Genomic DNA, 18,836 nt, shown 5'->3' with positions numbered 1-18,836 from the left:
AAAAACGGATGGTACAGCATGATGCGTTCATGCCGTGACCATCCGTTACGGTTTATCTTTCTATTATTTATTTACAGCTTGGAGTCCACGGCTTCAGTTGTTTGAAGAAGTCGTTGCCTTTGTCGTCAACAAGGATGAATGCCGGGAAATCCTCTACGTGAATCTTCCATACGGCTTCCATGCCGAGCTCCGGATATTCCACGCATTCGATGCTCTTGATGCTGTTCATAGACAGAACGGCAGCCGGACCGCCGATGCTTCCCAGATAGAATCCGCCGTGCTTCTTGCATGCATCGGTCACAACCTGAGTACGGTTACCCTTGGCAATCATTACCATTGAACCTCCGTGATCCTGGAACTCGTCAACATACGGGTCCATGCGGTTGGCTGTAGTCGGACCCATCGAGCCGCAAGGCATTCCTTCCGGAGTCTTGGCCGGTCCTGCATAGAGCACAGGATGATCCTTGAAATACTGCGGCAGATCCTCGCCTGCGTCCAGACGTGCTTTCAGTTTGGCGTGTGCTATGTCGCGTGCAACGATGATTGTACCGTTGAGGCTGAGGCGTGTAGAAACCGGATATTTGCTCAGTTCCTTGCATACTTCGCTCATCGGCTGGTTCAGGTCAATCTTCACTGCGTTGCCTTCGCCTGCCTTGCGCAGTTCTTCAGGTATGAGTTCGCCGGGGTTGTCGTCGAGTTTCTCAATCCAGATACCGTCTTCGTTTATCTTAGCCTTGATGTTGCGGTCGGCCGAGCAGCTCACTCCCAGACCTATCGGGCATGATGCTCCATGGCGCGGAAGGCGTATAACGCGGATGTCGTGTGCGAAATACTTACCGCCGAACTGTGCTCCGAGACCAATCTTGTGGGCTTCGTCGAGCAGTTGTTTCTCGAGTTCCACGTCGCGGAATGCGCGTCCTGTCTCGTCGCCTGTGGTAGGCAGGTTGTCATAGTAGTGGGTTGATGCGAGCTTAACTGTGAGAAGGTTCTTCTCAGCAGAGGTACCGCCTATTACGAATGCGATGTGGTAAGGAGGGCAGGCTGCTGTTCCGAGAGTCTTCATCTTCTCAACAAGGAACGGTACGAGAGTACCCGGATTCTGTATGCGTGCCTTTGTCTCCTGATAGAAATATGTCTTGTTGGCCGAGCCACCACCTTTAACTACGCACAGGAACTTGTATTCGCAGCCTTCGGTTGCCTCGATGTCGATCTGTGCCGGTAGGTTGCAGCGTGTGTTCACTTCCTCATACATTGAGAGCGGAGCGTTCTGTGAGTAGCGCAGGTTCTCCTCTGTGTATGTCTTGTAAACACCTTTCGACAGAGCCTCTTCGTCGCAGAAGCCTGTCCATACGTGCTGACCTTTTTCTCCGTGGATGATTGCCGTACCGGTGTCCTGGCAGAAAGGCAGCTTTCCTTTGCATGCCACCTCGGCGTTGCGGAGGAATGTCAGTGCCACGTATTTGTCGTTGTCGCTGGCTTCAGGGTCGCTCAGTATTTTAGCAACCTGTTCGTTGTGTGAACGGCGCAACAGGAAATTGACGTCGCGGAATGCCTGGTTTGCAAGCATTGTCAGTGCTTCCGGACTTACCTTGAGGATTTTGTTGCCCTCAAATTCGCCGACACTCACGCCTTCTTTTGAAAGAAGATAGTATTCGGTGTCGTCCTTGCCCATCTGGAACATGGGCGCGTACTTGAATTCTGGTGTTGTTGCCATAATGTATGTTTTATATAACCTTTATAGTCTTGTTGCCTTGTCTGCAGTGTGTCAGAAAGCGTTCGGAACAATCTCCGTACGGCTTCTGATGTGGCGTACTTCGCTTACGGATTAATGCCTGAAGGCTGATTGCAAAGTTATACAATTTTTTTGAAACCTGCTTCTTTATTTCTGCTTTATTAAGACGCCTTTTGGTTTTTTCTCAGGACCTGCCGTTCCGTGTTTTCATGTCGGGCCGGCGGCGTGATGGAAGAGTCTTTTCTGATTGCTGCCGGTGTTGTGGCATGACTATTGCCAGATGGTTCCGGACGGGTAGGTGTGTGCCGCGTGTTCTGTATGTAAAGCGTTCATAATCTGTCGTATGTACCTGTCATAATCATGAAATAATTTTCTGAATATTTTGAAATATAAGCAAATAAATGTTTAGCACTCCGGGATGGTCCATTATTAAATATGTATGCCGTTATGCGTTGTGTATAAACGGGTTGCGGGAATAAAACTTTTTATTTAACTTTGTCAGCACGGATAACGTGGCCCTGCATTCATTCTGTTACACCATACGGCGGAATACGGGGCGGAAAACAGTTAAATCAATATGATAAAACATTATCGGGAAACAATCAATCATCGGCTTATAATGCCGTTGCAGCATTTCATCAATCAGGAGAAATCCGGCGGAATTGTGCTTGGTATAAGCATTGTCGTTGCGCTGGTATTGGCAAACTCTCCATTGAGTGACAGTTATTTCCATTTCTTTGAGCAGAAGTTCGGATTTCTGTTCAACGGTGTCGATTATTTCAATTACGACCTGCATCATTGGATAAATGACGGTCTGATGTCGATGTTTTTCTTTGTCGTCGGTCTGGAACTGAAGCGCGAGTTCATCGGAGGCGAGCTTGCCGATGTGCGTAATACGATACTTCCCATCGGTGCGGCTGTGTTCGGAATGATTGTTCCGGCGCTCATCTACTTCTCGTTCAATACTCAGGGCGACGTGTCGAGCGGTTGGGGAATCCCCATGGCAACGGATATTGCCTTCTCGCTTGCCATTCTTTATGTGCTGGGCGACCGTGTCCCGTTGTCCATAAAGGTGTTCCTTACTACGCTTGCCATTGTAGACGACCTTGGCGCGGTGCTCGTGATAGCGTTTTTCTACACCTCGGAGATATCGTTGCTCAGTATAGGTGTGGGCCTGGCGTTCCTTCTTGTGATGTATGTTGCCAACCGACTGGGAGTGAAGAACGTAGTGTTCTATGGTGTGATAGGCATCTGCGGAGTGTGGACTGCCTTCCTTATGTCGGGCATACACGCCACGATAGCCGCCGTGCTTGCTGCCTTCATGATACCTGCCGACGCACGCATAAGCGAACCGGTTTATATGGCAAGGGCATCGAAACTCATCAGGCGGTTCCGCAACGCAGAGCCTAACGATGTGTCAACACTCGAACCCGAGCAGGTGGAGATAATCGACCGTATGATCGGTGATTCGCGCGATGCCATCCCGCCTCTGCAGCGTCTTGAGCACTCCATGCACCCGCTGGTGTCGTTTGTCATCATGCCTATATTCGCACTTGCCAATGCCGGCATATCGTTTGAGGGCATAGACATGGCCACTGTATTCTCGAACAATGTGGCTATCGGCGTGATGCTCGGTCTGCTCATAGGAAAACCAGTCGGCATTGTGGCCTCCGTATTCCTGCTGACACGCCTCAAACTTGCGCGCATGTCGGCCTCGATGACCACCCGCAGACTTGTCGGCGTAGGCTTCCTTGCATCCATCGGTTTCACCATGTCGATGTTCATATCCACTCTTGCCTTTGTCGATGCCACCCATCTCATACAGGCAAAGCTCGGAATATTCGCCGCTTCCATTTTGGGCGGGGTGCTGGGATATATCTTGCTTAGAGGAAAGAAATAACAGAAATACTATATGTAGAACAACCGGGCGTGCTGCACAGATATGCAGTGCGCCCGGTTGTTTTGTCTGATGTCTGCTTTTTTTAGAAAAGCAATGCCCACGCCTTGACGGGGCAACAGATATTATGTGTGTATTTCAGTGCTTTTTATTCTACGGAAAGAAATGCGATATGGGCTGCTTTCGGATTGTAACCGGATTTTGATTTTTCCGTCTGAGTTTTCTGTTCTACCCCAAAAAATAAGCGAGAATTTGCGACCGGACATTCCTTCAGACGCAAATACGCGGGAAATAAGAGGGTTGTGTAAAATGTTGAATACCAGAGGCTTATATTCAGAGGCCGTTTCTTCGCCCTGCAATAAGCACCGTTTTGGCATGCGATATTGTCCATTTCAGGGGCTGAAATGCTTCATATCACACCCTAATACGGACGTAATCAGACCCTAAGATGGGCAATATCAGGATGCCAGATGAATTATACGCCACTGCGTTATAGGATTTATGCCGATAGTGTACGGGCTGAAATGGTCTGTCTAACGCATGATTTAACATTCGTTTACGTCTCTTTCCCGATTTTATTTTGTCAAAAAAAAGTCAAGAAAATGTGATAGTTCTTCTCTTGAGTTTTCTATAAAATCACGGATAAAGGATGTAAGCAGGAGTGCAGGATGCAGTCGTAGGTATTGCCGTGGAGTTTAGAGCTTTTGGCAATGTGGATTTTTTATTGTGTGAAGAAATGCGCCGCTGCGGTTTATATAGCCAAATGTTTGTCCTGATGTGTTATGGCGTTATATGATACTTTATGTGGTGTGAATGTTTATCCACGGTGAATCGCTGGCACGACGTGACGCCACCTTATGACAGAAAAGCGGCGGGCTGATTTCCGAATCAGTCCGCCGCTATGTTTTTAATAACCGAATATTTCTTCTGTTGTAAGTCGTTTTATTGGAGCTATGCGTTCGAGCGATTTCATATCGAGATTCTTTTCATCACCCAGGATGATATATCTGTATGGTTTGCCAGCCATTGTCTCCTTCTCGAATTTCACCATATCGCTGAGCGTGATGCCGGGAAGCGCATTGTATATTTTTTCGTTTATGTCGTAGTCAATGCCCATCCGCTGTGCCGAAATGTACGCGTTAAGTATCGAGAACTTCGTTGTGCGCTGTGCTGCCAGGCGTTTTGTCGTGGCCTGTTTTGCCAGCTCGAATGCCTTTTCCGATTGCGGAATGGTGTCGATGATGCTGTTGAACGTGCGTATGCAGTCCATCATCTTGTCGTTCTGCGATATTATCTGTGTGCGTGCAAACTCGTTGCGGTCCTTCTTTCCCGGTGTATAGTATGCCGCCCATGCGCTGTATGCAAGTCCGCGGCTTTCGCGCAGTTCCTGGAAAACCACCGAGTTCATGCCTCCTCCGAAGTATTCGTTGAACAGCTCGATAATAGGCTGCTGCTCTACCGACCATTTCTTGCCATTGTTGTTGTATTGTGCAATGTAGGCGTTCTTTGCTTCGTACGGTGCTATTATTATTTCGTTTTCGGTTGTCAGCTGCTCGGTGTATTCCTTACCGGCAGGCACCGGAGTGAGTTTTTTGGCCGTCTTGTGTTTCTTGTCTATTACAGACGTCAGTTCCTTCACGCTGTACGGGCCGTAGTAAAGCACCGTGTGCTCATAGTTGCGCAATGCTTTAAGCATGTCGGTAAGCTCCTGCGGATTCTTGTTTTTGAGTTCCTGCTCACTCGGTATGTTGCGTAATCTGTTGTACGGACCGTAGATGCCGTAGTTGAGCAGGGCAGAGAAGTTACCCGACTGGTTGAGTTTGTTGTCCTTGCGGTTCTTCAGTTCTGATTCAACAAATTTGTTGTATGCCTCGGTGTCCACTTTTGCGTTTGCCAGAATGTCCTCCATCAGCTCAAGAGCCTGCGGCATATTTTCGTTCAGACCGTTGAGTACGATGTTCATGGCGTCCGTGCCTACGTTTATTCTGTATGTACATGCCAGTTTGTAGAACTTGCGTTTCAGTTCCTCTGCCGACATTTTGTCTGTTCCGAGATAATCGAAATAATATGCGGCAAAAGGCAGCCACTTGTCGCTTTCCTCACCGAACTCATAGCGGAAGGCAAGCGTGAAGAGTCCGTTATCCTTGTTCTGGACATAGAGCAACGGCAGTCCCTTCTTTGTCTTAGCCTTTGTCATGTCCTTGTCGAAATCGACGAAGCGCGGCTGTATGGGTTCAACCTCCGAATTGATTATCTCACCTACGAATGCGCTCTGCTTGTCGCGGTTGGCCGGGATGGGTGTTATCTGCGGTTTGTCTATCTTCTTCTGTGTGGTGTCTTCGCCCTGACGCTTGTACACTACGGCATAGTTGTTGCCGAGATGACGGGCAGCGAATTCCATGATGTCCTTCTTTTTCATGCCTGCAATGCGGTTGATGCGGTTCACCACATCTTCCCATTTCTTGCCGTTTACGAATGCGTCGACATACATGTCGGCACGGCTTTCGTTGCTTTCCATGTTCTCATAGTAGGCCAGACGCATGTTGTTGATGGCTGACGGCAGCAGATCGTCGTCGAAATCACCGCGTTTCAGTTTGTCTATCTCGTCCAACATCACTTTCTTGACGTCGTCCAGCGATTGGCCTTCGAGAGGCATACCGTAGAGTATGAACTGCGAATATTCGTTCATGTTTGATGCAAATGCTCCTACTCCAAGGCACTTCATCTTCTGGTTTATGTTCAGATCAAACAGGCCTGCGTTGCCGTTTTGCAGCATTTCGGATATTACGTCGAGTGTGTCACACTGAAAAGATGAGGCTCTGTCGAACTTCCATCCTACCATGATTGTTTCTGCCTCCTGTCCCACAACAGTTGTGTCAACGGGTGCGGTAAGGTCACGTTCAGGAGCATACACTGGGAAAGTAAGATTGTCATTGGGCTTCCACTGTCCGAAATATTTCTCGATTGTGTCCATCACCTTGTCGCAGTCGAGGTCGCCCGACATACAGATGGCTACGTTGTTCGGTACATAATAGCGCTTGAAATAGTTCTTTATGTTTACTATCGACGGGTTCTTCAGGTGCTCCTGCGTGCCGATTGTGGTCTGTGTTCCGTAAGGATGGGTGGGGAAGAGTATTTTGTTCATTGCCTCCCACATCTTGCTGTTGTCTCTGGTGAGGCCCATATTGTATTCCTCGTACACTGATTCCAGCTCTGTGTGGAAACCGCGTATCACCATGTTCTGGAATCTGTCGCTCTGTATTTTGGCCCAGTTCTCCACCTCGTTTGCCGGAATGTCTTCCACATAACAGGTCACGTCGTTGCTGGTGTAGGCGTTGCTGCCTTCCGATCCTATCGCCGCCATCAGTTTGTCATACTCGTTTGGTATGTTGTACTGTGCTGCGAGTTGCGACACACTGTCTATTTTGTGATACTGAGCCTTGCGTTGTTCGGCATCAGTCATGGTACGGTAGACCTCATACATGTTCTGTATGGTGTCGAGCAGCGGAGCTTCCTTGGCAGCGTCCGATGTACCGAAGCGTTTTGTTCCTTTGAACATCAGATGCTCCAGATAGTGTGCCAGTCCGGTTGTTTCGGCCGGATCGTTACGGCTTCCTGTGCGTACGGCGATGAAAGTCTGTATGCGCGGTTTCTCCTTGTTTACAGACAGATACACCTTCAGGCCGTTGTCCAATGTGTATATGCGTGTTGCCATCGGATCGCCATTCACCGATTTGTAAGTACGTTCCTTTGCCTGTGCCATGCTGCATAGCACAATCAGACAAAAGACGATAAAAGATCTCAGTTTCATTATGTATTGTTTTTATTGTGAATACTCTTATTCCGGAAGTTGTGTACAGCAGTGCCGGTAGCGTGGTGTGTGCTGTGCACGGCGGCTTTGCGCTACATGTAGAGCTTCTGATTCTCGAAGTCAACCTCGCGGTCGAGCTGGTCGTTGAAGTTCTGGAACACTTCTTCCTCAATGTCTCCGAGCGCAAACTCCTTGCGTGCGTCCTTCTTTATCTCCGCTATCCATGCGCGGCGTGCCGTCACGTAGTCCTGTCTTATCTTCTCGGCGTCTTCTTCGGTCAGTGTCTCCAGTCCGTAGTAGTCGAGCATCATGCGGTATGTCCACGCCCAGCGGTACTCGGGATAGTTGTCGTTTATGTCTCTGAAACGTTCCTCCACACCCTGTGTTGTGTCGATGGTTCCGTTTATTATGTCGTCGATGAGGCGCTGTTCTTCCGATTCGGGCAGCAAAAGTCCCGACAGGTCGTTCCAGTTTCCAGTGCCGGTCTCGCTCAGCGGTTTTTCCAGAATATGGCGTTTGAGCACGGCACCCATGTATATTCGCAGTGCGATGTCGTAATATTTGATACCCTTGCGCAGCGCGCTTGCCTTGATGACATATTCATGATAGTTGTATGTCGATACATCATCGCCCGATGCTTCGCGCAGACTTTCAAGAATACGTTTGCCTCGCAGTATCTCGCCTACGGAGAAAGGACTGAGCCAGTCGAAGTTCACGATGCTCTTACGTCCGCCATGTGCTCTCATGTCACGCTTGGGCCACTTGCGTATGTCGCGGTAAAGTCCGACGGTGGTGAGGTTTCGTCCCGGCACGAGATACATGGTGTCGTTGTACGCTATGAGGTAAGAGAAGGGCAGATTGCGCGTATCCGGATGATACATCAGCTTTCCGAAGCACACCGAGAAAGTGCCGATATTGGCAGGCATCAATATGTATGCGCCGCTGGCAGTCTTGGTTCCGCGCTCCATCAGACCATAGTGCACAGGTCCCATCTTATATGCGTGGTTGCTGAAGTTGGTTGCCGAACCGGCGTTGTAGAACGAGAACATGCCGCCGATGAGCAGTGAGCTCTTGTGATGGCTGGCCGTGAACGGACCGCAGAAAGCCGCGCATGCCTCGCCGTTTGACATATAGCTGTTGGCAAAGAACACACTGCTCGACGCTGTGAATCCGTTGCTTATCTGGCATGCTTCGCCGACAAAGCAGTCCTGCATCTTAACACTGTTGATTATTGACGAACCGTCGGAGATGATGGAGTTCTCGCATATCACGCCGGTACCGATGAATACGTTGGCGTTGGCCGAGCTCATGATGGTACAGTCGCTCAGTCTTGAAGCTCCGCTTATCTCGCAGTCGTCGTATATTACGGTGTTGGTTATCTCCTTGGTGTTGACAATCTTCACGTTGTTGCCGATTGTTCCGCACTCGTGCGAGTTGCGTTCTATCTCCTCGTTGATGAGGCGGCGTATGGCATCCTTGAGCGGACGGTTGCCTGCATGCTTCACCATGAAAGCCGCAAACTGGCTGTTCAGTCCGTGGAAGAGCGTAAGATTACCGTTGCCCACTTCGTTGAGTACCGATATGAGATTGCCTTCTCCATAGGTTGCTCCTTCGGTAGTCTCCATCGTGCATACGTTGGATATGTAGCAGTCGTCGCCTATTGTGTAGTTGTTTATGTAATTGCCTATGTTTTCGATGAGGCAGTTGTCGCCAATGGTTACATTGCGCAGTGTGGCGTTGTTTATGCCCGAGTGCTTCACGAAACCTTTGCTCACCTCCACGCTTTTCTCAAACGTGCCGAGCTTTATGGTGCCGTAGAACATCACGCGGTGGAAATAGTTGGCCTTGAAGTCCTCAGCAACGCTTATGGCCGACCAGTCCTCGGCCCAGCAGCTGTTGTCTTCGAGCAGCCTTATTTCCTGTTCTGTAAGTTGTCTGTAGTTCATAAAGTGTTATTAATATTTATTCTTCGTAAGGTTCTTCTATGTTGTACAGAAAATCGTTGTAAGGATATTTCTGCACGTGGAGTTCGCGCACCTTGGTGTAGAGTACGTCGCGGAACTCGTCGATGTTCTGTTTCTGGCGTGCCGATATGAACAGACAGTTCTCGTTGAGGCGTGCCATCCAGGTGCGCTTCAGCTCGTCCAGTGTCACGTTTTCCTTTGTCGGTGGAGTGAGGTCGTCCTCGTCCTTGTCCACCCATGTGTAGTTGTCTATCTTGTTGAAAACTATCATGCTCGGTTTGTCGGCGCATCCAAGATCCTTCAGAGTGTTCTCCACTACGTTTATCTGTTCCTCGAAGTCCGGGTGTGATATATCGACAACGTGCAGCAGCAGGTCAGCCTCGCGCACCTCGTCGAGTGTCGATTTGAACGAATCCACAAGGTCGGTCGGAAGCTTGCGTATGAATCCTACGGTGTCGGCCAGCAGGAACGGCAGGTTCTCTATCACCACCTTGCGCACTGTGGTGTCGAGTGTCGCGAAGAGTTTGTTCTCGGCGAACACCTCGCTCTTGGCCATGAGGTTCATAATTGTCGACTTGCCCACGTTAGTGTATCCCACGAGTGCCACACGAATCATACGTCCGCGGTTCTTGCGTTGTGTGGTTTTCTGCTTGTCTATTTCAGCCAGACGCTGTTTTAGCAGCGTGATGCGTTGCAGGATTATACGGCGGTCCATCTCGAGCTGGGTCTCACCTGGTCCGCGCAGTCCCACGCTTCCCTTGCCTCCGCCCGAGCCGGAGCCACCGCCCTGACGCTCGAGGTGAGTCCACAGACGTTGCAAACGGGGCAGCATGTAGCGGTATTGCGCCAGCTCTACCTGCGTCTTTGCAGCAGCCGTCTGCGCTCTCATGGCGAATATGTCGAGGATGAGCGATGTACGGTCGAGAATCTTCACGCCCAGTTCCTTCTCAATGTTGCGTATCTGTTTGGCCGACAGTTCGTCGTCGAAAATGGCCATACCCACCGGTCTTTCGGCGTCCTCCTCGTCCTTGATGTACTGTTTTATTTCTTCAAGCTTTCCGCTTCCCACGTATGTTACAGAGCTCGGACCGTTCACTCTCTGTGTGAAACGCTTCACGGTTATGGCTCCTGCCGTGTCGGCGAGAAACTCCAGCTCGTCGAGATATTCTTTTGTCTTGGCCTCGTCCTGGTCTTTGGTGATGAGTCCAACGAGCACTGCGGTCTCGGCCTTTACTTCAGATAATACAAATTCTTTCATTCAGTTTTGTGGTTGTTTTGTGCATCTCCCGCATGTGTTTTCAGGCGGTTGCGTGCATGTTTTTTCTTTCCGATTATTTCACAAAATTAATACAAATCGCCGTATGTGCAAAAGAAATCGTCTTATTTATTATGGTGGAGGCGTGCGCGCGTATGACGGAAAGCCTCGAACAAGGGCTGAGAAATGTTAAAAAATCAGTTTCTAAAAAGCTCGAAAAATCGCAGAGTTTTCTTCAAAATACATTTTCGGACGTATGACGCTGTTTTTGAGAGTTTTGTATAAATGCCTGATGATGAGGTGATTACGGAATATCTATGTGTCTGTCTCTTTCAGTTGGTGCTGCGATAAACATCATTTCAGGTGCTGATATAGCCCGTTTCATGCTCCGAAATGCTTCATATCAGGTGGTAATAATGACTAAAACGTAGCGTAATAAAGCCTGTATCGCATGGCGTGTATGTGAAAACGGCTTTGCAAAGCTGTTGACTTGATTGTCGAAAGAGGCTTTTTCTGTATCTCAATTTTCTGGAATGTGTTCTGGAAATGTGTTAATTTTATGTCGAGTTTTCGTTAATAAAAATCAACGAAATAAATCAGGCACGCAGGTTGCTGTGTTCAGACAATTTGCCGGAAAGAATGCAGACACTAAAAAAACTGTAACGGATTGTGGGGAAAGAGAATTTTTCCTATCTTTGTGCAACATATGATGCGGTTCGACAAACCCAAATCCGGATAAATAATATTACTCCGTTTTGTCGTTGCACTTACCTTTCACAATATTTGTAAGTGTCGCATAAATTTAGGGTGAGTCCGCATTATGAAGAAGAGAAAAACATAGATGTAGTATACTGATAAGTAACTGAAAACCAATACTCTGACGTTTAATATCATTTATTGTGAACATCCTTGTATATATGAATAAGTTTGAGTTTACTTGCATACGCTTCATGCTGTCCTTATGTCTGTTGTCCGGCATGGCGGCTGATGTCTGTGCTGCGATGGCGGATAATGACAGACCGGAGAAGAAAAAGGCCGTGCCGGCCATAGATTTTCTCAACAGTATGGGAGTGTGCGTACACATACAGCATGGCGAGGATGCCTCGCGCATGGCGCCCTTGCTCAGATATATTGGTGTGAGAAACGTGCGCGATGCGGCCGACCGTAACTATGACACGTCGGGACTCATACGTCTGCACAACGACGCTGGGGTGAAAGTGGCCATCTGTGTGGGCAGCGGTGCGCGCGACGCCGACCTGCCTGCCGTGCTCGATATGGCTCGTCGGTTACACCGTGCAGGAGTTTTGCTCGCCATAGAAGGGCCTAACGAGCCCAACAACTTCGGTGGTGTGACCTATCGCGGACGCTCTACTGCCAAAGACAATACGTGGATGCCTGTTGCCGAAATGCAGTGCGATCTTTATGCTGCGGTGAAAGCAGACAGTGAACTGTGTCGTTATCCGGTGTTCGGCGTTAGCGAGACAGGCGCCCAGACCGACAATACCGGTCTGCAGTTTCTCGTTGTGCCTTCTGGAACGCAGTGTCTCATGCCCGAGGGAACACGTTTTGCCGACTACCTGAATGTGCACAACTACATGTATCATCCGTCGTGGCAGGGACTTGCCGACAACCGTGTGTGGATGGCGGCCGACCATACTTCTGCGTGCCGTGTTGATGGATTGTACGGCAATCACGGGCTGACATGGCTGAAAAAGTTTGAAGGATATAGCGTGGAAGAACTCGCCACGGTGCCGCGTGTGACCACCGAGACCGGTGTGAGGGTTGGCGACAGCAACGGTGAAGTGACTGAACATGTTCAGGCCTGCCACTATATGAATGTATATCTGGCGCAGTTCAGTCGAGGATGGAAACATACATTCATATACGAAATGATTGACGATGGCGACGGAGCGTTCGGTTTTTTCCACCGCGACTATACAACACCGCGCCTTGCCGCACATGCTTTGCACAACATGACAACACTGCTTGCCGACTCGCTACCGGCTTCAGGAGGTTCGCTTGCCTATTCGCTCAGCACCGAAACCGACTGTGTGCACGACCTTCTTCTTCGCAAGCACGACGGCAGTTTCGTACTTGTGGTGTGGGGTGAGCGTGCTTCCGGTTCTGAGAAAGTGACGCTCCGTCTGGGCAGATCTTACGCGATGGAAGTGTTCGATCCTCTCGTCGGCACAACTCCAGTTGCAAGACGCGAAGGCCGCAGTCTGGAACTGGAGGTGAGTGATCATCCGCTCATAATACTCATGTCGCGGCAGCGGTTGAAATAATATTGCATAATTATTGCGTTTATGCTTTGAGGTTCGGAAATAAAACTCTATCTTTGTGATGATGGCATCGTCCGTCCGCACGTGCCGCAGAGCCGCGTTACAATCGTGAAAGGAATCTATAAAACAATGATAGTATGAGAAAAACTTTTTTATTATTCATCCTGTTGTGTGTCATTGCGCCGCAAGTGGCATCAGCCATGCCGGCTGCCGACTACAATGTTGTGCCTCTGCCACAGAGTGTGACGCTTGTCGAGGGCGAATCGTTCATGATGGAAAGCGGAATGACTGTTGCCTACACAGAGGACAACGAAGACATGAAGCGCAACGCAGAATTTCTTTGTGAGTATGTGTCGGAGACGACAGGTGTGAGACTGACACCTGTGGCTGGAAAGGCGAAGAAGGGCATGCGTCTCGTGCTCGACAAGAAGGTGAAGGGCGACGAGGCCTACACCATTGTGGTGGATAAGAAGGGCATCACCATAGCCGGAAGCACTCCGCGCGGTGTGTTCTACGGTGTGCAGACTCTGCGCAAGTCGTTGCCTGTCGGCAATGCCACAAGAATACTCATGCCGGCGGTGGAGATAAAGGACTGCCCGCGCTTCGGTCATCGCGGTATGATGCTCGACTGTTCGCGCCACTTCTTCCCGTTGAGTTTTGTGAAACGCTACATCGATCTGCTCGCGCTGCACAACATGAATGTGTTCCACTGGCATCTGAGTGACGACCAGGGCTGGCGCATAGAGATAAAGAAATATCCGCTTCTGACAACCATTGGCTCGAAGCGCACCGGAACGGTGATAGGCTTCAACACAATGCTTGATGACAGCATTGCTTACGGCGGCTTCTACACACAGGACGAAGCACGGGAAATAGTGGAATATGCACGTCAGAGATATATCACTGTAGTGCCGGAAATAGATATGCCGGGACATATGGTGGCTGCACTCACCGCTTATCCCGACCTCGGTTGTACCGGCGGACCTTATCAGGTGGGCCATCGCTGGGGAATATACAACGATGTGCTGTGTCTGGGTAACGAGAAAGTGTATGAGTTCTGTGAGGGAGTGCTTGATGAGATAATGCAGATATTCCCGTCTAAGCTCATCCACATAGGAGGCGACGAGTCGCCTACAGTGAGATGGACAAACTGTCCGAAATGCCAGAGAGTGGCAACAGAGCACAACCTGAAGCCTGAAACAATACAGGGATACTTTACTTCTCGCATCGAGAAATTCGTGAACAGCCGCGGTCGCAGCATCATCGGCTGGGACGAGATACTGGCCGGAAACATCGACCAAAGTGCCACCATCATGAGCTGGCGTAACACCGAATACGGACGTAAGGCAGCCGAGGCAGGCCATGATGTCATCATGTCGCCGACATCGCACTGCTACTTCGACTATAACCAGGCCGACGAGAAGAACGCCAAGTATGAGCCTACGCTGTGCGGAGGATATCTGCCAGTGGAGAAGGTATATTCGTTTGAGCCTTACGCTGAAGGCATCTCCGATGAGGCGAAGAAACACATTCTGGGTGTGCAGGCCAACCTGTGGACTGAATACATACAGTATCCGAATCAGGCGGAATATCAGGTGTTGCCGCGTATGGCAGCTCTTTGCGAGGTGCAGTGGACTGCAGGTAAGAAGGATTATAAGGCATTCGTGGAGCGTCTTACGCGTCTGCTCAATCTGTATGATGCTTACAATCTGAACTATGCACGCCATCTGTGGCCGGACCGTATCGTATCGCCGTGGGCTGACAATTGATAGAAAATAATATAAAACATAAATAACTGACATGAGAGTAATTATAGAACCAGATTATGAGCAGCTGTCAAGATGGGCTGCCGAACATGTAGTGGAACGCATCAATGCATTCAATCCCACGCCCGAACGCAAGTTTGTGCTCGGACTTCCCACCGGATCGTCGCCAAAAGGCATGTATGCCGGACTTGTGAAGGCTTACAAGGAAGGACGCGTTTCGTTCAAGAATGTCATAACATTCAATATGGATGAGTATGTAGGACTGCCCGAAAGCCATCCCGAGAGCTATCATTCGTTCATGGCAACAAACCTGTTCAATCATATCGATTGTCCGAAGGAGAACATCCATATACTCAATGGCAACGCCGAGGATCTGGAGGCAGAGTGCCGCCATTATGAGGAGATGATAGCCGAGGCAGGCGGTATCGACCTGTTCATCGGTGGCATAGGACCTGACGGTCACATAGCTTTCAACGAACCGGGCAGCTCGCTTGTTTCGCGCACAAGAGTCAAGACACTCACCACCGACACCATTGTTGCCAACTCACGTTTCTTTGACAACGACATCAACAAGGTGCCGCGTCTTGCCCTGACTGTGGGTGTGGGCACGGTGATGGATGCTCGCGAGGTGATGATACTTGTCAACGGACACGGTAAGACACGCGCCCTTCAGGCTGCGGTGGAAGGTCCTGTCACACAGATGTGGACAATCAGCGCGCTGCAGATGCACCGCCACGGCATTATTGTTTGTGATGAGGCTGCGACAGACGAACTGAAAGTAGGCACTTACCGCTACTTCAAGGACATAGAGAAAAACAATCTTTAAGCATCGTGTTCCGGCCGACACCCCGATGGTGACGGCCGGAATTTTTATTGTATATATATGAATGAGAATACGAGAGGCTGGATGCCGGACGCATGTCAGCAGGAGGTGATAGACGCGCAGCGTGGCATGCACCTGGTGCTGGCGCCACCGGGATGTGGCAAAACGCAGATACTGACCGAACGCATACGCAAGGCTCACGACGAAGGAGTGGCTTTCGAGGATATGCTTTGTCTGACGTTTACAAACCGTGCTGCACGGGGCATGGCCGACAGAATAAGTGCAAACATAACCGATGAGGGCGCCGCCGACGTGTATGTGGGCAATGTGCACAGGTTCTGTTCGCGTTTTCTCTTCTCCAACGGCATTGTGGCTGCGGAGTCGTCTGTGATAGACGATGAGGATGCACTGAGCATTCTGGCACGCATAATGGGCGACGACGAGTATGACATAACAGTGAACAACCGTCGCCGCAGGGAGTATGCGGAGGTTATGCAGCTGTCGGTTTTCATGTATCAGATAAGGCACGGCCATCCTAAGGAGCTGCGCATACATCCCGAATGTCTGAAGATGGAGGACATAAGTGCGCTGAGGAAGATATGCGAGGTGCAGCGTATGACGTTCGATGCCAAGGCAATGACCGACATATACGACAACACATCGTTCTATCGTGAGGCATCCGACGGCGACGGATACGACTATGGCACGAAGGCAATGATATCCACTTTGCTGCGTAAAATGTCGCTCGCGCATCAGTATGAAGAATACAAGCGTACCAACCGACTGCTCGACTTTGAGGATCTTCTGGTGATGACGTACGACACGCTGAAGGCAGACAGCACCGGCGAATACTGTCGTTATCCGTGGATTCAGGTGGACGAGGTGCAGGACCTTAACCGTTTGCAGCTGGCCATAATCGACGAGCTGGGCGGTGACAGTCCGCTTGCCGTGATGTATCTCGGTGACGAGCAGCAGGCAATATTCTCATTTATGGGTGCCAAGACGGAAACACTCGGAATGTTGAAGAAGCGTTGCGAGGGCAACATACACCATCTCAATGTCAACCACAGGTCGCCGGCCTATATGCTGGATGTGTTCAATACGTATGCCTCTAAGGTGCTCGGCATAGACAGCAGTCTGCTTCCGTCGCACAGTTTTGATGTGGAACGCAGCGGCGACGAGCTGAAGATATTGAGCAGCGAGAACTATGACACTGAAGTGAGAGACGTCGCGGAGACAGCCGAAAAACTGTTCCGGAAGTATGAGGACCAGACGACGGCTGTCATTGTGAACGCCAACCGCGACGCCGACCTGATAAGTACGGAACTCACGGAGCACGGGATAAGTCATTTCAAGGTGTCGGGTTCCGACCTGTTCTCGTCGCCGGAGGTGAAGCTTTTGCTTGCCCATCTCAACATACTTGCCAACGGCAACAACTTCATAGCATGGGCGCGGCTGCTGAAAGGACTGAAAGTGTTCGCCCAGAATTCCACGGCACGCAGGTTTGTGCGTGGACTTCTCGACCGTGCCATTTCGCCTTCCGACCTCGTGGAATACGACGCCGACGGTACGTATCTGCAGGAATTCGTGTCTGTTTACGACAATTCTGATATTGTGGTATTCGACACTGAGACCACCGGACTTAATGTCTTTGAAGATGATATTGTACAGATTGCTGCCGTGAAAATGCGCCATGGAAAGATTGTGGAAGGTTCTGCCTTGTCGCTGTTCATCGCCACCGACAGGGAAATACCGCGCATGTTGGGCGATGTGGAAAATCCTATTATTGAGGAGATGCGTCACCATGAGTTGCTCGACAGGAAGGAAGCGCTGCTCAGGTTTATGGATTACGTGGGCGACAGTGCGCTTCTCGGCCACAACGCCGACTACGATTACAATATCCTTGAGAACAATCTGAAATGCTGTGGCAGTGGAGTGGAGCTTCGCAAACGCTGTCCGCGCTATCTCGATTCGCTCAGACTCGTGAGATTGCTTGAACCCGAACTGAAGGAACACAAGCTGAAGTATCTGCTTGCGGTGCTCGGTCTGGAAGGCAGCAATTCGCATCTTGCCGATGAGGATGTCATGGCCACGTGCAGCGTTGTGAACCATTGTTATGAGAAAGCGCGCACAATGATAGAGGAGCAGCGGCGTTTTCTTAACGAACGTCGTGTGGCAGAATATGTCTCAACGCTGCGTCGCCGATACGCAGAACTTTATCGCAGGGCAAGGCAGACGATGTACGACCGTGGACGGAATGAAGGCTGTCCGGTGTTTGTCAGCGAGATGTTGTATTTTTATAATCATCTTGTTGACAACGAAACTATACTCCCTGTGAGAAACCTTGATTATATATTGGATTTCCTTTCGGCTGATGTCATCGACGTGTCCGAATATCCTTCGCTTGCCGAACAGCTCGGACGGTATATGATGGAGATAAATACGTTTAAGGAAGCCGACCTCTGCAACAGTGCAAGTCTGAAGGAGCGCATCTTCGTGACGACCATTCATAAGGCGAAGGGACTGGAGTTTGACAACGTGATAGTATTCGACGCGATAGAAGGAAGAATCCCAAACTTCTTCAGTCAGAACAATGCTGCGATGCTGGCTGAGGATGCGAGAAAGTTCTATGTCGCAATATCGCGCGCCAAACGCAGGCTTTATGTGTCTTACTGCACGACGCGGCGCGACTATCACAACGAACAGCACAGGCAGTATCTCACACGTTTCATGATGCCGCTTCAGAAGCTGTTCGACTGAGAATATGACGTTATGATTATGAACGGTGCACGATGTTGTGTACCGTTTTTTGTCATGACATGATGCGGAATGGGCGGTCATGTCGGATGAAAACAAAGGTTCATCAGATTTTTGAAGGAAACTCAGAAGACCAACTTACGATTTTTCTTGACTTTATTTTGACAAAATATTTTCGCAAAGGAGGTGTGAACGAATGTTAAAATCAGCACAATAAAGGCTCTTTCATCCCAAACCGCCATGTAGCAGTCACAGCCTTGCAGTCACGGATCGTTGGTCCGACATTCCGATTAAGGCCGTTTCAGGCTCTGGTTATGCACATATCAGGGTGTGATATGGTGCGTTTGAGGCCCTGAAACGGGCAATATCGCATGCTGAAATGGTGCTTTTTGCAGCACGAAAAAATGAATATCATACATAAGTCATTACTATTCAATAACTTATATGAAATTCTCTGAATTTGCGTATTTGCGTCCGACGGAGAGTCGGTCCGCAAATTCTCGCTTATTTTTCGGGGTATATCTGGAAACTCAGACGGAAAAATAAAAA

At 49.7% G+C, this 18,836-nt stretch carries 9 protein-coding genes; 5 read left to right on the top strand and 4 right to left on the bottom strand.

The features are described 5' to 3' along the window. Nucleotides 1–67: 67 nt before the first annotated feature. Nucleotides 68–1,714: a fumarate hydratase gene (locus WKT13_RS05605; protein ID WP_298619782.1), complete on the bottom strand. Its 1,647-nt coding sequence runs from the start codon at nucleotides 1,712–1,714 to the stop codon at nucleotides 68–70. 595 nt (nucleotides 1,715–2,309) lie between these two features. Here WKT13_RS05605 and nhaA point away from each other — a divergent pair. After that, the gene (gene nhaA, locus WKT13_RS05600; RefSeq protein ID WP_340323192.1) at nucleotides 2,310–3,632 is read left to right on the top strand and encodes a Na+/H+ antiporter NhaA; all 1,323 of its coding nucleotides are present in this window, start codon (nucleotides 2,310–2,312) and stop codon (nucleotides 3,630–3,632) included. A gap of 904 nt (nucleotides 3,633–4,536) precedes the next feature. On the opposite strand, the gene WKT13_RS05595 is transcribed toward nhaA, so the two are convergent. From WKT13_RS05595 to hflX, 3 genes are all read right to left on the bottom strand, one after another. Further along, on the bottom strand, nucleotides 4,537–7,440 hold the full coding sequence (locus WKT13_RS05595) for a M16 family metallopeptidase (protein WP_340323191.1): 2,904 nt from the start codon (nucleotides 7,438–7,440) through the stop codon (nucleotides 4,537–4,539). Between the two features lie 92 nt (nucleotides 7,441–7,532). After that, entirely contained in the window at nucleotides 7,533–9,386 is a 1,854-nt protein-coding gene (locus tag WKT13_RS05590) for a DUF4954 family protein (protein WP_340323190.1), read from the bottom strand. Nucleotides 9,387–9,402: 16 nt separating this feature from the next. Then, nucleotides 9,403–10,662, bottom strand: a complete 1,260-nt coding sequence (gene hflX / locus WKT13_RS05585; RefSeq protein ID WP_298619793.1) for a GTPase HflX — start codon at nucleotides 10,660–10,662, stop codon at nucleotides 9,403–9,405. A 914-nt stretch (nucleotides 10,663–11,576) separates the two neighbouring features. Between hflX and WKT13_RS05580 the strand changes: the two genes are divergently transcribed. The 4 genes from WKT13_RS05580 (at nucleotide 11,577) to WKT13_RS05565 (ending at nucleotide 18,290) form a co-directional block, all read left to right on the top strand. Next, entirely contained in the window at nucleotides 11,577–12,944 is a 1,368-nt protein-coding gene (locus WKT13_RS05580; protein ID WP_340323189.1) for a glycosyl hydrolase, read from the top strand. A 134-nt stretch (nucleotides 12,945–13,078) separates the two neighbouring features. After that, a complete protein-coding gene (locus WKT13_RS05575) occupies nucleotides 13,079–14,710 on the top strand; it encodes a beta-N-acetylhexosaminidase (RefSeq protein WP_340323188.1) in 1,632 nt (543 codons plus the stop codon). Between the two features lie 31 nt (nucleotides 14,711–14,741). Then, a complete protein-coding gene (gene nagB / locus WKT13_RS05570; protein WP_294460837.1) occupies nucleotides 14,742–15,533 on the top strand; it encodes a glucosamine-6-phosphate deaminase in 792 nt (263 codons plus the stop codon). A gap of 57 nt (nucleotides 15,534–15,590) precedes the next feature. Then, a complete protein-coding gene (locus tag WKT13_RS05565) occupies nucleotides 15,591–18,290 on the top strand; it encodes a 3'-5' exonuclease (RefSeq protein WP_340323187.1) in 2,700 nt (899 codons plus the stop codon). Nucleotides 18,291–18,836: the final 546 nt, after the last annotated feature.

The organism is Prevotella sp. HCN-7019 (genome assembly GCF_037890215.1).
Taxonomy (GTDB): domain Bacteria; phylum Bacteroidota; class Bacteroidia; order Bacteroidales; family Bacteroidaceae; genus Prevotella.
The sequence above is the reverse complement of the archived record's forward strand: the minus strand, read 5'-3'. Positions and strand labels throughout refer to the sequence as shown.

Bases quoted from the DNA above. Each gene is read 5' to 3' on its own strand.
- WKT13_RS05575 (WP_340323188.1), top strand. From the start codon at position 13,079: ATGAGAAAAACTTTTTTATTATTCATCCTGTTGTGTGTCATTGCGCCG.
- nhaA (WP_340323192.1), top strand. From the start codon at position 2,310: ATGATAAAACATTATCGGGAAACAATCAATCATCGGCTTATAATGCCG.
- WKT13_RS05580 (WP_340323189.1), top strand. From the start codon at position 11,577: ATGAATAAGTTTGAGTTTACTTGCATACGCTTCATGCTGTCCTTATGT.
- WKT13_RS05565 (WP_340323187.1), top strand. From the start codon at position 15,591: ATGAATGAGAATACGAGAGGCTGGATGCCGGACGCATGTCAGCAGGAG.
- WKT13_RS05595 (WP_340323191.1), bottom strand. From the start codon at position 7,440: ATGAAACTGAGATCTTTTATCGTCTTTTGTCTGATTGTGCTATGCAGC.
- hflX (WP_298619793.1), bottom strand. From the start codon at position 10,662: ATGAAAGAATTTGTATTATCTGAAGTAAAGGCCGAGACCGCAGTGCTC.
- WKT13_RS05605 (WP_298619782.1), bottom strand. From the start codon at position 1,714: ATGGCAACAACACCAGAATTCAAGTACGCGCCCATGTTCCAGATGGGC.
- WKT13_RS05590 (WP_340323190.1), bottom strand. From the start codon at position 9,386: ATGAACTACAGACAACTTACAGAACAGGAAATAAGGCTGCTCGAAGAC.
- nagB (WP_294460837.1), top strand. From the start codon at position 14,742: ATGAGAGTAATTATAGAACCAGATTATGAGCAGCTGTCAAGATGGGCT.